We start from the raw sequence: 12,671 nt of genomic DNA, 5'->3' as shown, positions 1-12,671 counted from the left end.
CTGCGGCCGGTCCTGTTCGTCGACCGCGACGGCACCCTGATCGAGGAGCCCGACGACTTCCAGATCGATGCCTACGAGAAGCTCCGGTTCGTGCCCGGCGTGATCCCCGCGCTGCTGCGCCTGCGCGATGCAGGCTACCGCCTGGTCATGGTGACCAACCAGGACGGCCTGGGCACCGCGGCGTTCCCACGCGAGCGTTTCGATGGGCCGCATGGGCTGATGATGCAGGTGCTGGAAAGCCAGGGCGTGGCGTTCGAGGAGGTGCTGATCGATACCAGCCTGCCGGCGGACAACGCGCCCACGCGCAAGCCCGGCATCGGCCTGGCGTTGCCCTACGTGCAGGACCGGAGCATCGACTGGTCGCGCTCGGCGATGGTTGGCGATCGCGAAACCGACAACGCCTTCGCCCGCAACCTCGGCATCCGGCCGTTCCAGCTGCGCACCGCGCAGTTCGGTGGCGACTGGGACTGGCCGGGCATCGCCCATGCTCTCGTCGACGCCCCGCGCATGGCGCGGGTCGTGAGGCGTACGCGCGAGACCGAGATCGAAGTGAGTGTCGACCTGGACCGGGCCGGCGAGCCCCGCGTCGACACCGGCCTCGGCTTCCTCGACCACATGATCGAACAGCTGGGCAAGCACGGTGGCTTCGCGCTGGAGCTGAAATGCGAGGGCGATCTGCACATCGACGAGCACCACACGGTCGAAGACAGCGCGCTGGCGCTGGGCCAGGCGCTGCGCGAGGCGCTGGGCGACAAACGCGGGATAGGCCGCTACGGCTTCACCCTGCCGATGGATGAAGCCCTGGCCTCGGCCGCGCTGGACTTCTCGGGGCGCCCGTACTTCGTGTTCGAAGGGCGCTTCGCGCGCGAATCGGTCGGCCAGCTGGCGACGGAACTGGTGCCGCACTTCTTCCGGTCCCTGTGCGAGACGGCAGGCCTCAACCTCAACCTGAAAGTGCAGGGCGAGAACGACCACCACCAGGTCGAGGCCTGTTTCAAGGCGGTTGCACGGGCCTTGCGCCAGGCGATCCGGCGCGAGGGGTTCGACCTGCCCAGTACCAAGGGCGCGCTGTGAGGCCGGCGGCATGAAGGTCGTACTGGTGGATTCGGGGGGCGCCAACATCGGCTCGGTGCGTTACGCGCTGGAGCGTTTCGGCGTGGACGCCCCGCTGACCGCGGACGTCGAGGCGATCCGCAGCGCCGACCGGGTGATCCTGCCCGGCGTCGGTGCGGCGGCGGCGGCCATGGCGCGGCTTGAAGAGCTGGGACTGGTGGAGCTGTTGCGCACCTTGCCGCAACCGTTGCTGGGCATCTGCCTGGGCATGCAGCTGCTGTTCGAGTCTTCGGCCGAAGGCAACGTGGCGTGCCTGGCGCGGATTCCGGCGCGCGTCGCCCCGATGGCCCCGGCGCCCGGCATTCGCGTGCCGCACATGGGCTGGAACCGGCTGCGCCACGCCGGCGGTGACCCGATCCTTTCGGGAATCGCCGACGGCGCACAGGCGTACTTCGTCCACGGCTACGCCGCACCGGTCGGCGAATGGACGGTAGCCGCAAGCACGCATGGCGCCCCGTTCTCGGCCGTGGTCCGCAGCGGTCGCTGCTGGGGGGCGCAATTCCATCCCGAGCGTTCGGGCGATATCGGCGCGAAGCTGCTGCGCAATTTCCTCGAGGTGCCGGCATGAGCCAGATGCAACAGCAGTTCACCGTCTATCCCGCCATCGACGTTCGAGAAGGGCGCGTGGTGCGCCTGCGCCAGGGTGACTACGCCCAGGAAACGCGCTACCCGGACGCACCGCTGGAGGTGGCCCGCCGTTACGCAGCAGCAGGGGCGTCCTGGCTTCACCTGGTGGACCTGGATGCGGCACGCGACGGCGGCTATACGCTGGCCGCGTTGCTGCGTGACATTTCCGGGTCGACCGGGCTGCGCGTCCAGACCGGCGGCGGCGTGCGCGACGAAGCCGCGGTCGAGGCCCTGCTGGAGGCGGGCGCCGCGCGCGTGGTGGTGGGCTCGGTGGCGGTACGCGAGCCGTCCCGGGTGATCGGCTGGCTGTCGCGGTTCGGGGTGGAGAGAATTACCGTTGCGCTGGATGCGCGCCTGGGCGCTGACGGCCGCTGGCGCCTGCCGGTTGCCGGCTGGACGCAGGGCAGTGGCCTGGAACTGGAGACCCTGCTCAAGGCCTACACCGATGCCGGGCTGCGGCACCTGCTGTGCACCGACATCGACCGCGACGGGATGCTGGCAGGCCCCAACCTGGCGCTGTATCGAACGCTGGTCGAGCAGGCCCCCGGGGTGCTGGTGCAGGCCAGTGGCGGCGTGCGCGACGTGGCCGACGTCAGTGCCGCACGCGAGGCCGGTTGCGGCGGGGCGGTGCTGGGCAAGGCGCTGCTGGATGGCCGGTTCGACCTGGCCGATGCGCTGGCGGTGGAGCGTGCGTCGCCCGTGGTGGACCCATCGTCATGCTGAGCCGGCGCATCATCCCCTGCCTGGACGTGAAGGACGGACGCGTGGTCAAGGGCGTGCGGTTCCGCGACCACGTGGACATGGGCGACATCGTCGAGCTAGCCCTGCGCTACCGCGACGAAGGGGCCGACGAGCTGGTGTTCTACGACATCGGTGCCAGCCCGGAGGGCCGGCGCGTGGACCGCGACTGGGTCGAACGCGTCGCCCGCGTGCTCGACATCCCGTTCTGCGTGGCCGGCGGCATCCGCAGCGTCCACGACGCACGCGAGGTGCTGCACGCCGGCGCGGACAAGGTGTCGGTCAACAGCCCGGCGCTGGAGCGCCCGGGCCTCATCGACGAGCTCGCCGCGGCGTTCGGCGTGCAGTGCGTCGTGGCCGGGGTCGACAGCCTGCGCGACGACGATGGCCAGTGGCGTGTGCGCCAGTACACCGGCGATCCGTCGCGCACGCAGGCCCTGCCGCGGCGCACGCTGGACTGGGTGGCGGAGGTGCAGCGGCGCGGTGCCGGCGAGGTGGTGCTCAACTGCATGGGCAGCGATGGGGTGCGCAAGGGCTTCGACCTGGAGCAGCTCGCCGCGGTACGCGAGGTCTGTGCGGTACCGCTGGTGGCGTCGGGCGGCGCGGGGTCGCCGGCCCATTTCGTCGATGCGTTCCGTATCGCCGACTGCGATGCCGCGCTGGCGGCCAGCGTGTTCCATTCCGGTGCGATCCGGATCCCCGCGCTGAAACGCGAATTGCAGGCTGCAGGGGTGGAGGTTCGCGATGTCAACTGACACCAGGGCCGATGTCGCCGCGGGCGACGCCGCCATGATCAACGCGCCCGCAGCGCTGGATGCCGATTCCCTCGCCTGGGACAAGCAGGGCGGCCTGCTGCCCGTGGTGGTCCAGGACGCGCACAGCCTGCGGGTGCTGATGCTCGGCTACATGGACCGCGCCGCGCTGGCCGCGACCGTTCGCGAGGGTCGCGTCACCTTCTTCAGCCGCAGCAAGGGTCGGTTGTGGACCAAGGGCGAAACCTCCGGCCACGTGCTGGAGCTGGTCGGGATCGAGACCGATTGCGATCGCGACACCCTGTTGGTGCGTGCGATTGCGCATGGACCCACTTGCCACCTGCAACGCCCGAGCTGTTTCCCCGATGCGCGTTCGGACTTCCTCGGCGCGCTGGACGCACTGGTCGAGCGCCGCGAGCGTGAGCGGCCGGCGGGCAGCTACACCACCTCGCTGTTCGAGGGCGGCATCCGCCGCTGCGCCCAGAAGGTGGGCGAGGAGGGCGTTGAAACGGCGCTGGCTGCGGTGGCGCAGGACGACGCCGCGCTGGTCGGCGAGGCGGCCGACCTCCTGTTCCACCTGCTGGTGACGTTGCGCGCACGCGGCCTGTCGCTGGACGACGTACGCGACGAGCTGGAGCGGCGGCACCGTCCCTGAGCACGCGCGAAGCGCTGGCAGGAACCCCGGGCCGACTCGTCTTCCATCGATGGTCCCGCGTGGGCCGCATAATCCCCGGCATTGCGGAGGCACCATGCGCTCGTTGACGTTGATCATCGCCGTCCTTTCCCTGGCCTTCACCGCGCACGCGGCACCGGCGGGAGGGGCAGCCTGCGCCGGCGGCATGGTGTTCGAGGACCGCAACGGCAACGGCCGCCAGGATGGGGCCGAGCCGGGGTTGCAGGGTGTCGTCGTCTCCGATGGCAGGACGGTCGAGCTCACCGCTGCGGATGGTCGCTACCGGATGTCGGCGTCGGCGGAGCGCCCGCTGTTCGTGGTCAAGCCGGCCACCCACGTGCTGCGGGCGCGCGGGAACGGCCTGCCGGACCACTGGCGCGGTGCGGGTGACGGCCTGGTGGGCGCGACGGGCGACAACGTCGCGCCCCCGTGCCGCCCGTTCGCGCTGGCGCCCTTCGTGCCGTCGCCCAGCCGCCGCGAGGGGTTGCAGGTGCTGGTGTTCGGCGATCCGCAGGTCAAGTCCGGCGCCGACGTCGGCTATTTCGAGCGCGACATCATCGAACCGTTGATGCAGGACGCGGCGATCGATTCGGGGCACGGCTTCGGCGCGTTGTATTTCGACGGGCTGGCGGGCGACCTCGGCCTGAGCCTGGGCGACATCGTCGATGACACGCTCTCGCTGTATCCCGGCATGATCGCCGCGACCACGCGACTGGGCGTTCCCTGGCTGCACGTGGCCGGCAACCACGACCTGGACCTGGCCGCCGCGAGCGACGCCGATTCGCTGGCGACCTTCCGCCACTATTTCGGCCCCGATGCGTTCGCCTGGGAGGAGCCCGAGGCGACGTTCATCGTGCTGGACGACGTCATCCACCTGCCCGCAGGCCGGCCGGCGTACATCGGGGGCCTGCGCGACGACCAGTTCGCCTTCCTCGATGCCTACCTGCCCACGGTCGCGCGCGACCGCCTGCTGGTGCTGGCCGTGCATATTCCGCTGTTCGATACCGGCGGTCGCGAGACCTTCCGCGCCGCGGACCGTACGCGCCTGTTCCAGCGACTGGCCAAGTTCCCCAACGTGCTGGTGCTGAGTGCGCACAGCCACGTGCAGCAGCACGTCAGGCATGGCGCGGAGGCAGGTTGGCCGGGTGCGACGCCGCTGCACGAATACAACGTCGGCGCCAGTTGCGGCGCGTTCTGGTCCGGCGCGCCCGACCCCACCGGCATTCCCGATGCGACCATGGCCGACGGCACGCCCAACGGCTTCGCCCGCCTCCGGGTCGCGCCCGGCGGCGGCTACGGCCTTTCGTGGCACCCGGCGCGGCTGAAGCCGGGTAACCCGGCGCGTACGCAGGCCATGCACCTGCACGCCCCGCGCGTGCTGCGCCAGGGCGCCTACCCGGCGTGGGGCGTGTACGCCAATGTGTACATGGGCGAGGCGGACAGCCGGGTCGAGTACCGCGTCGACGGTGGCCCATGGCAGCCGATGCGCCGCGTCCAGCAACCCGACCCGCTGCTGCTGGCCGAGAACGTGCGCGACGATGCCAGTCCGGCACTGCGCGGCTTCGACCGCTCACCCGAGGCCAGGCCATCCAGCCACCTGTGGCGGGGCGCATTGCCGACCGATCTGCCCGCTGGTCCGCACCGTGTCGAGGTCAGGGCGTTCGACCGCTGGCAGGGCGAGCAGCGTGCGGAGATCGCGTATCGACTGGATGTCGCCGCCGATGGAGATGCTCGCGCCACCCGGTGATCAGGCCAGCGAGCGCTTCAGCCCTTCGTGCGAGGCGGTGAACCCCAGCGCCCGATAGAAGGCGAGTGCTTCCGGGCGTGCCTTGTCGGTGGTCAGTTGGACCATGTGGCAGCCGCGTTCGCGCGCCCTGTGCAGGGCGTGCTCGACCAGGCGTCGTCCGACGCCGCCGGACCTCGCCGCCCGCGCCACGCGGACGCCCTCGACCATTGCGCGCCACCGCCCCTGGTAGGTCAGCGAGGGCAGGTAGGTCAGCTGCAGCATGCCGATGACTTCGCCGGCCTGTTCGGCCACGATCAACTCGTTGTTGGGGTCGACCGCGATGGCGTCGAAGGCGTTCCGGTACCCAGCGGGCAGCGGGCTGCCATAGTGCTCCCGCGTCGCTCCGAGGGGATCGTCCGCCAGCATCGCGACCAGGCACTGCAGGTCGGCTTCGCGCGCCGTCCTCATCACCAGCGGCGCGTCGCCGGCCTGGCTCACGGCGTCGCTGCGAACGAAAGTTCGGCGAACGACTCCACCCGGCGATGGCCATGTGTCGCATCGCCCCGGCGCGGTTCGGGGTAGTCCTGCCGGCGGTCGACCAGCACGGTGTCCAGCCCGGCCTCGCGGGCGGCATCCAGCTCCTCGACCACGTCCGACAGGAACACCACCTCCACCGCGGGCACGCCGATCGACTCGACGATGCGGCGGTAGCTGCCGTCTTCGCGCTTGCCGCCGACCTGGGTGTCGAACCAGCCGGAGAACAGCCTGGTCAGGTCGCCGGCATCGCTGTGGCCGAAGAACAGGCGCTGCGCCGGCACGCTGCCGGAGGAGTACACGTACAGCGGCAGGCCGCCTGCGTGCCAGGCGGGCAGCGCCGTTGCGGCATCGGGATAGAGGTGCGCGGTGAAATCCGCGGCGCTGTAGCCGTCCGCCCAGACCATGCCCTGCAGCGCCTTGAGTGCGGTGTGCTTGCGGTCCTCGTCGATCCAGCCCTGCAGCACTTCGACCACCATCGCGTCGTCGCACAGGCCGCCGTTCTCGGCGGCGACCACGTCCAGCCACCTGCGAACCTCCGGCTCGCTCCCGCGGCGCGCCACGAAGCCGGGCAGGGCACGCCGGGCATAGGGGAACAGCACGTCCTTGACGAACGAGATGCTGCTGGTGGTGCCTTCGATGTCGGTCAGGATGGCCTTGGGCATTGAACCGTTCTTGTAGGAGCGGCTTCAGCCGCGAAGAAGTCTCGGTGATACGTGGGATTCGTGGAGGGACCCGGCTGAGCCGCTCCTGCGGAGCGGTACTCAGCGCGCCTGGCCCTTTTCGAAGCGCGGGAAACGCTGCGCGATGTCGGTGCCGGTGAAATGGCCGACCCAGCCATCGGGCTCGGTGAAGAAACGGATCGCGACGAAGCTGGGTTCCGGGCCCATGTCGAACCAGTGCGTGGTGCCGTCGGGCACGGCGATCAGGTCGCCCTGCACGCAGGTGACCTCGTACACCTTCTCCCCCACGTGCAGGGTAAACAGCCCCGAACCGGCGACGAAGAACCGGACCTCGTCCTCCTTGTGGAAGTGCTCCTCCAGGAACTTGCGCCGCATCTCCTCGCGGTTGGGGTTGTCCGGCGCGATGCTGACCACGTCCACGCTCTTGAATCCGCGTTCGGCCACCAGCCGGTCGATATCGGCCTTGTAGGCGTCCAGGATCGACTCGGGGGTGTCGCCCGCCTGCACCGGGCGGTTGGCTTGCCATTGTTCGAAACCGACGCCGATCCGGGCCAGTTCGCGCGTGATCTCGGCATGGTCGGCGGTGGACAGTTCGGGGCTGTCGTGGCGGTTTTCGTGGAAGATGCGCAGGCGGCTCATCGTTGGCTCCGGTGTTGCAGGCCCAGCAGCTGGAGTTCGCAGCCGAGCAGGAATTCGAACGCGTCCAGGTGGCGTCGCGCCTCGGCCATGTCGCGTCCCCACGCGTACAGGCCATGGCCGTCGATCAGGTAGCCCCACATGCACTGGCGGTCGAGCAGGGCATCCACCTGGGCGGCGATGGTGTGCATGTCCTGGCTGTTGGGCAGCACCGGCAACTCGACTGCGGCCTCATGGGTGGTGTTGCCGGAAAAGGCTTTCAACAGCTCGTAGCCTTCCAGGTGCACGTGGCCGGCGCCCGCGTACAGGCGCGAGGCCACCGTCTGGGTCTGAGAATGGGTGTGCAGCACGCAGCCGATGTCGGGGAAGCGCTTGTACAGCTGGGTGTGCAGCAGCGTCTCTGCCGAGGACTTGCGGTCGGTCGCCACGGGTTGGCCGTCGAGGTCGACGACCATGATGTCGGCGTCCGTCAGCCGCCCTTTGTCGCCGCCGGACACGGTGATGGCGACGTGGCCATCATCGATGCGACTCGAGAAGTTGCTGCTGGTGGCGGGCGTCAGGCCGGCCGCGGCCAACTCGCGCGTGGCCAGGACGATCTCGCGGGCGCGTTCGGCGAGCAGCGCCGGGTCGTAGGGCAGGGTGTTGGACATGCCGCAAGTCTAGCGGCAACCCGTGGACCTGGCGTCAGGCCAGGCCCACCCCCGCGCGATGTCAGGCCAGCGCGCGCAGCAGGACCACCAGCACCAGTGCCGGGGCCACGATCCGCAGCAGCCAGCGCCACGCGGTGAACAGGGCCTCGGGCATCTCCGACAGCTGCTCGCGCAGGATCGTGTTGTTGAGCGCCCAGCCGGTGAACAGCGCGATCAGCATTCCGCCCAGCGGCAACATCAGGTCGTTGGCGATGAATTCGATGAAGGTCATGATGTCGCGGTCGAGGATCCGCACGTCCGACCAGACGTTCAGCGACAGCACCGACAGCAGCCCCAGCGCCCAGCACAGCACGGCGATCGACAGCGCCGCACGCTTGCGGCTGGCCATGCCGTACTTCTCCACCAGGAAGGCGGTGGCCGGCTCCAGCAGCGAGATCGACGAGGTCCACGCCGCGACCGACAGCAGGCCGAAGAACAGCAGCCCGTAGACGATGCCGAACGGCATTTCGTTGAACGCCAGTGGCAGCGAATTGAAGATCAGGCCCGGGCCGCCGCCGGCGGGGTCGAGCCCGAAGGCGATGACCAGCGGGAAGATCGCCATGCCGGCCAGCAGCGCGACGGCGGTATCGGTCAGCGCCACTGCCGCACCCACCCGCGGGATCGAGATGCCCGAGCGGGGCAGGTACGCGCCGTAGGTCATCATCGCGCACATGCCCAGGCTCAGGGTAAAGAAGGCCTGGCCCATGGCGCGCAGGAACACGTTGCCGTCGATCTTCGACCAGTCCGGCCGGAACAGGAACGCCGCGGCCTCGCCGACATGCCCGGTGGTGAAGCCGTAGGCCACCAGGATCAGCAGCATCAAGAACAGCGCCGGCATCAGGAAACGCACCGCCCGCTCCAGGCCGTGCTCCACGCCGAGCGCCACGACCGCCACCGTCAGCAGCATGAACAGGCCGTGCCAGAAGGTGAGTTCGAACGGGTTGGAGAGCAGCGAGGTGAATGTCGCCCCCGGGTCGGTGATGGCGGCGCCGCCGAACAGCTGCTTGAGGTACAGCCAGGCGTAGTGGAGCGTCCAGCCGGCCACCACGCTGTAGAAGCTGAGGATCAGGATCCCGGCAACGATGCCCAGCCAGCCGATCGCCACCCAGTTGCGGCTGGTGCCGCTTTCCTTGGCGAGCCCGCGCAGGGTGTTGACCGGGCTGACCCGGCCGTGGCGCCCGATCAGGATCTCCGCGATGAGGATGGGCAGGCCGACGATCGCGATGCAGGCCAGGTAGACCAGCACGAACGCGCCGCCGCCATTGTCGGAGGCCATGTACGGGAACCGCCAGATGTTGCCCAGCCCGACCGCCGAACCGGTGGCGGCGAGGATGAACATCAGGCGCGAGGACCACATGCCGTGGATCGAGGTCTTGTCCATGTCGGTTCGGATTCCGGTGCTGAAAGGGGGTCAGTCGACGCGCGCCGGCGCGGGGCCGGGCGTCGTTGTGTGGGGTGGGTTGGCTTCGGGCGGCGGGGCACCGGGCGTGCGCAGGATCTTGAAGCCCGCGTAGGCCAGGACCAGCGCGACCAGCGGGCTGGCCAGGTTGAAGAAGGCGTAGGGCAGGTAGTCGATGGTCGCCACGCCCAGGGTCGCCGCCATGTAGGCGCCGCAGGTGTTCCACGGGATCAGCGGGGAGGTCATCGTGCCCGCATCCTCCAGCGCCCTGGACAGGTTGACCGGCGCCAGCCCGCGCTTGCGGTACTCGGGCTGGTAGAGCCGCCCGGTCAGGACGATCGACATGTACTGGTCGGCGGTCACCACGTTGGCACCGAAGGCGGTGGCCAGGGTGGCGGCGATCAGCGACCCGGTGCTGCGCGCGGCCTTGAGTACCGAACGGATCATCCGCTCCAGCAGGCCGGTGCGCTCCATCACCGCGCCAAAGCCCATCGCGCAGACCACCAGCCAGACCGTGTTGAGCATGCTGCTCATGCCGCCGCGGCTGAGCAGGTCATCGACCGCCGCGTTGCCGGTGTCGGCCTGGTAGCCGTCGAACAGGGCGGTCCAGGCTCCGGCCAGCAGCGCCATCGGCTGCGACAGCGCCTCGTTGCCGGCCAGCGCCACCACCCGGTCGGGCTGGAACACCACCGCGAACACCGCACCCAGCAACGCCCCGACCATGATGGTGGGGAACGCCGGGAAGCGACGGATCGCAAGCACCAGCACCACCAGCAGGGGAATGAGCAGGTGCCAGCCGAGCGCGAACTGCCCGCCCAGCAGGGTGGGCAGGTCACCGAATGCCACATCGCCAGCCCCCGCGCTGCCGCCCAGGCCGATGAAGGTGAACAGCACCAGCGCGATCACCATGCTGGGCCCCGTGGTCCACACCATGTGCCGGATGTGCGCAAACAGCTCGCTGCCGGCCGCGGCCGGCGCGATGTTGGTGGTGTCCGACAGGGGCGACATCTTGTCCCCGAAGTACGCGCCGGAAATGATCGCGCCGGCGGTGATCGGCAGCGACATGTCCAGGCCCTGCGCCACGCCGACCAGCGCCACGCCGAGCGTACCCGCCACCGTCCATGAACTGCCGATGGCCAGCGCGACCACGGCGCAGATCAGGCAGGTCGCCGGGTAGAAGTAGGCCGGATGCAGCAGCTGCATGCCGTAGACGATCATCGTCGGCACGGTGCCGCTCATCGTCCAGGTGCCGATCAGTGCGCCCACCGAGAGCAGGATGAAGATCGGCACCACTGCCAGCGAGACGCCGTGGACCAGAGCGTCCTGGATGTCGTTCCAGCGCATCCCGTTGCGCAGGCCGACCAGCGCGGCGATGCCCGCCGCCACCAGCAGCGCGATCTGGTTGGCGCCGTAGGAGGCGTTGTCGCGGAACAGGTAGACCGCCACGCCCAGCGCGAGGGTCAGGAACATGAGCGGCAACAGCGCCTGGAACAGGCTCGGCTCGCGCGGACTGGCGTGGGTCACTGCCATGGCCTACGCGTCGACCGGCCGGCGCCGGTAGTTCTGCACCTCACCCGAGCGCACCCGTGCCATGTACGACGCCAGCTCACGCCGGATCAGCGGCGCCAGCAGGTACACGCCGATCAGGTTGGGCACGGACATCACCAGGATCATCGCGTCGGAGAAGTCGACCACCACGCCGAGATTGGCCGAGGCGCCGATGACCACGAACACGCAGAACAGCAGCTTGTAGCCGAGGCTGACCGGGCGCGATTCGCCGAACAGGTAGCAGGCGGCCTTCTCGCCGTAGTACGACCAGGCGAGCATGGTCGAGAACGCGAACAGGAACACCGACACCGCCAGCAGCACCGGGAACCACGACAGGACCGATTCGTATGCCATCGACGTCAGCTGCACGCCGTCGCCCACGCCCTCGACCTGGTGCATCCCGGTGACCACGATCACGAGCGCGGTCATGGTGCAGATCACGACCGTGTCGATGAACGGTTCCCACAGCGCGACCAGGCCCTCGGACACCGGTTCATGCGTGCGCGAGGCGGCATGGGCGATGGCCGCCGAACCCACGCCGGCCTCGTTGGAGAACGCGGCGCGCCGGAAGCCCTGGATCAGCACGCCGACCGCGCCGCCGTAGCCGGCCTCGGGGGTGAACGCGCCGGAGATGATCGAGGCGAACGCCGGACCGATGCTGTCCAGGCTCGCGGCCAGGATGTACAGGCTGCACGCCACGTAGATGAATGCCATCAGTGGCACCACCCGCGAGGTGACCCGGGCGATCGAGCGCAGCCCGCCGATGATGACCACCGCGACCAGTGCGGCCATCACCAGGCCGAACAGCCAGCCCTTTCCTGCCAGCCAGCTGTCGGCGCCACCACTGACCTGCAGCAGCTGCTGGAAGGTCTGGTTGGACTGGAACATGTTGCCGGCACCGAGCGAACCGCCGATGCAGCAGATCGCGAACACGATTGCCAGCACCCGGCCCAGCCCCGCAAGGCGCGGTCGCTCCTGGGCAATGCCGCGGCTCAGGTAGTGCATCGGACCGCCCGAGACGGTGCCGTCGGCGTTGATGCGCCGGTATTTCACACCCAGCGTGCATTCGGCGAACTTCGTGCTCATGCCGAGCAGACCGGCCAGGATCATCCAGAACGTCGCTCCCGGTCCGCCGATCCCGACCGCGATCGCGACGCCGGCGATGTTGCCCAGGCCCACGGTGCCCGACAGCGCTGTGGAGAGCGCCTGGAAGTGGGTCACCTCGCCGGGTTCGTCGTTGCGGGAGAAATCGCCGCGGATCAGGCGGAAGCCCTGGACGAAGCCGCGGATATTGATGAAGCGGAAATACAGGGTGAAGAACAGAGCGGCCACGATCAGCCACAGCACCACGAACGGCAGGCTGGCGCCAAACCCCACCGGGACCGGATGGAACACCAGCCACGACACGGCATCGGCGATCGGCTTGAACGCGGCATTGATCGTGGCGTCCAGGCCCGTGGCCGGCGCGGGTGCCGCGCGGACCGTTCCACTGGCGAGGGCGGTGCCGAGACCGCCCACGAGGGCTGCAGTGGCGTGGCGGGCGTGGTTCGGGC

General features: G+C 69.5%; 13 protein-coding genes. 6 read left to right on the top strand and 7 right to left on the bottom strand.

Annotated features, from left to right (window positions below; all coding sequences use genetic code 11):
• The 6 genes from hisB (at position 1) to ACJQWL_RS03345 (ending at position 5,650) form a co-directional block, all read left to right on the top strand.
• Positions 1-1,074 carry a bifunctional histidinol-phosphatase/imidazoleglycerol-phosphate dehydratase HisB gene (gene hisB, locus ACJQWL_RS03370; RefSeq protein ID WP_330969098.1) on the top strand — a complete coding sequence of 358 codons (1,074 nt, stop codon included), beginning with the start codon at positions 1-3 and terminating at the stop codon, positions 1,072-1,074.
• A 10-nt stretch (positions 1,075-1,084) separates the two neighbouring features.
• Positions 1,085-1,681, top strand: a complete 597-nt coding sequence (gene hisH / locus ACJQWL_RS03365; protein ID WP_330969081.1) for an imidazole glycerol phosphate synthase subunit HisH — start codon at positions 1,085-1,087, stop codon at positions 1,679-1,681.
• 5 nt (positions 1,682-1,686) lie between these two features.
• Positions 1,687-2,463 carry a 1-(5-phosphoribosyl)-5-[(5-phosphoribosylamino)methylideneamino]imidazole-4-carboxamide isomerase gene (gene hisA, locus ACJQWL_RS03360; protein WP_330969099.1) on the top strand — a complete coding sequence of 259 codons (777 nt, stop codon included), beginning with the start codon at positions 1,687-1,689 and terminating at the stop codon, positions 2,461-2,463.
• Positions 2,457-3,233, top strand: coding sequence for an imidazole glycerol phosphate synthase subunit HisF (hisF, locus tag ACJQWL_RS03355; RefSeq protein ID WP_330969082.1), 777 nt, complete (start codon positions 2,457-2,459; stop codon positions 3,231-3,233). The genes hisA and hisF overlap by 7 nt, the downstream gene beginning before the upstream one ends.
• Before the next feature lie 34 nt (positions 3,234-3,267).
• Positions 3,268-3,885 carry a bifunctional phosphoribosyl-AMP cyclohydrolase/phosphoribosyl-ATP diphosphatase HisIE gene (gene hisIE, locus ACJQWL_RS03350; RefSeq protein ID WP_330969100.1) on the top strand — a complete coding sequence of 206 codons (618 nt, stop codon included), beginning with the start codon at positions 3,268-3,270 and terminating at the stop codon, positions 3,883-3,885.
• 94 nt (positions 3,886-3,979) lie between these two features.
• Entirely contained in the window at positions 3,980-5,650 is a 1,671-nt protein-coding gene (locus ACJQWL_RS03345) for a calcineurin-like phosphoesterase C-terminal domain-containing protein (protein WP_411300699.1), read from the top strand.
• Here the strand turns inward: ACJQWL_RS03345 and ACJQWL_RS03340 are convergent, their stop codons facing one another.
• The 7 genes from ACJQWL_RS03340 to ACJQWL_RS03310 all read right to left on the bottom strand — a co-directional run bounded on the left by ACJQWL_RS03340 (position 5,651) and on the right by ACJQWL_RS03310 (position 12,636).
• Entirely contained in the window at positions 5,651-6,127 is a 477-nt protein-coding gene (locus ACJQWL_RS03340; protein ID WP_330969084.1) for a GNAT family N-acetyltransferase, read from the bottom strand.
• Positions 6,124-6,828, bottom strand: a complete 705-nt coding sequence (mtnC, locus tag ACJQWL_RS03335) for an acireductone synthase (protein ID WP_330969085.1) — start codon at positions 6,826-6,828, stop codon at positions 6,124-6,126. Before mtnC ends, ACJQWL_RS03340 begins: the two co-directional genes overlap by 4 nt.
• 99 nt (positions 6,829-6,927) lie before the next feature.
• On the bottom strand, positions 6,928-7,485 hold the full coding sequence (locus ACJQWL_RS03330) for a 1,2-dihydroxy-3-keto-5-methylthiopentene dioxygenase (protein ID WP_330969086.1): 558 nt from the start codon (positions 7,483-7,485) through the stop codon (positions 6,928-6,930).
• Positions 7,482-8,132, bottom strand: coding sequence for a methylthioribulose 1-phosphate dehydratase (locus ACJQWL_RS03325; protein ID WP_330969087.1), 651 nt, complete (start codon positions 8,130-8,132; stop codon positions 7,482-7,484). Before ACJQWL_RS03325 ends, ACJQWL_RS03330 begins: the two co-directional genes overlap by 4 nt.
• Before the next feature lie 61 nt (positions 8,133-8,193).
• Positions 8,194-9,552, bottom strand: a complete 1,359-nt coding sequence (locus ACJQWL_RS03320; RefSeq protein ID WP_330969088.1) for a sodium-dependent transporter — start codon at positions 9,550-9,552, stop codon at positions 8,194-8,196.
• Positions 9,553-9,582: 30 nt separating this feature from the next.
• Complete coding sequence (gene nhaC / locus ACJQWL_RS03315; protein ID WP_411300698.1) at positions 9,583-11,100, bottom strand: Na+/H+ antiporter NhaC; 1,518 nt, start codon at positions 11,098-11,100, stop codon at positions 9,583-9,585.
• Between the two features lie 3 nt (positions 11,101-11,103).
• The gene (locus ACJQWL_RS03310) at positions 11,104-12,636 is read right to left on the bottom strand and encodes an alanine/glycine:cation symporter family protein (protein ID WP_411300697.1); all 1,533 of its coding nucleotides are present in this window, start codon (positions 12,634-12,636) and stop codon (positions 11,104-11,106) included.
• Positions 12,637-12,671: the final 35 nt, after the last annotated feature.

Origin of the sequence: Novilysobacter viscosus, assembly GCF_046600715.1 — a bacterium.
GTDB classification, from domain to species: Bacteria; Pseudomonadota; Gammaproteobacteria; order Xanthomonadales; family Xanthomonadaceae; genus Lysobacter_C; species Lysobacter_C viscosus.
The sequence above is the reverse complement of the archived record's forward strand: the minus strand, read 5'-3'. Positions and strand labels throughout refer to the sequence as shown.

Excerpts from the sequence above, each read along its gene's own strand:
- hisH (WP_330969081.1), top strand. The coding sequence starts at position 1,085 with ATGAAGGTCGTACTGGTGGATTCGGGGGGCGCCAACATCGGCTCGGTG.
- hisA (WP_330969099.1), top strand. The coding sequence starts at position 1,687 with ATGCAACAGCAGTTCACCGTCTATCCCGCCATCGACGTTCGAGAAGGG.
- hisF (WP_330969082.1), top strand. The coding sequence starts at position 2,457 with ATGCTGAGCCGGCGCATCATCCCCTGCCTGGACGTGAAGGACGGACGC.
- hisIE (WP_330969100.1), top strand. The coding sequence starts at position 3,268 with ATGATCAACGCGCCCGCAGCGCTGGATGCCGATTCCCTCGCCTGGGAC.
- ACJQWL_RS03345 (WP_411300699.1), top strand. The coding sequence starts at position 3,980 with ATGCGCTCGTTGACGTTGATCATCGCCGTCCTTTCCCTGGCCTTCACC.
- mtnC (WP_330969085.1), bottom strand. The coding sequence starts at position 6,828 with ATGCCCAAGGCCATCCTGACCGACATCGAAGGCACCACCAGCAGCATC.
- ACJQWL_RS03330 (WP_330969086.1), bottom strand. The coding sequence starts at position 7,485 with ATGAGCCGCCTGCGCATCTTCCACGAAAACCGCCACGACAGCCCCGAA.
- ACJQWL_RS03325 (WP_330969087.1), bottom strand. The coding sequence starts at position 8,132 with ATGTCCAACACCCTGCCCTACGACCCGGCGCTGCTCGCCGAACGCGCC.
- ACJQWL_RS03320 (WP_330969088.1), bottom strand. The coding sequence starts at position 9,552 with ATGGACAAGACCTCGATCCACGGCATGTGGTCCTCGCGCCTGATGTTC.
- nhaC (WP_411300698.1), bottom strand. The coding sequence starts at position 11,100 with ATGGCAGTGACCCACGCCAGTCCGCGCGAGCCGAGCCTGTTCCAGGCG.